This window comes from Pandoraea sp. PE-S2R-1 (assembly GCF_002179865.1).
GTDB lineage: Bacteria > Pseudomonadota > Gammaproteobacteria > Burkholderiales > Burkholderiaceae > Pandoraea.
In genome coordinates this window covers 1-377 of the sequence record NZ_NGUR01000164.1, presented here as the reverse complement: position 1 = coordinate 377, position 377 = coordinate 1, and the positions used below count along the sequence as shown (strand labels likewise).

The 377-nt window shown below is 62.9% G+C and carries 1 pseudogene; it reads left to right on the top strand.

Going from position 1 to position 377, the window contains the following annotated elements:
• Positions 1–76: 76 nt before the first annotated feature.
• Positions 77–377: pseudogene (locus tag CDV44_RS27540) on the top strand (diguanylate cyclase); the annotation flags it as partial.

Here is a 377-nt window from a genome sequence, read left to right as displayed (position 1 = left end):
TATTCCGAACGCCAACATTTGATCGTCTGGAGCGGTGTTGGAATCTCCGTGATGGTCATGGGGGTGGCCGTGGCTTTTGCTCTACGAGGGGCGCCTGCTGGTGCTCGCTCGTGCGGCCGACAACCAGCGCAACATCGTCGAGGTGATGGAGCGCGATCTGGAGTTGAATTTCCAGCTTTACGAGGCGTCGCTCGACGCCGTGGTGACGCTGCTCGCGCGCGCCGATGTTGACGCGCTTCCCGCCACGCTGCGCCGTGAACTGATTTTCGAGCGGGCCGGCGCGTCGCGCCATATCGGCTCGTTGGTCGTTCTCGACGAGCATGGCGATATCGTCATCGACGCCGCGAGCGAGACGCCCCGGGACTTCAATTTCGCAG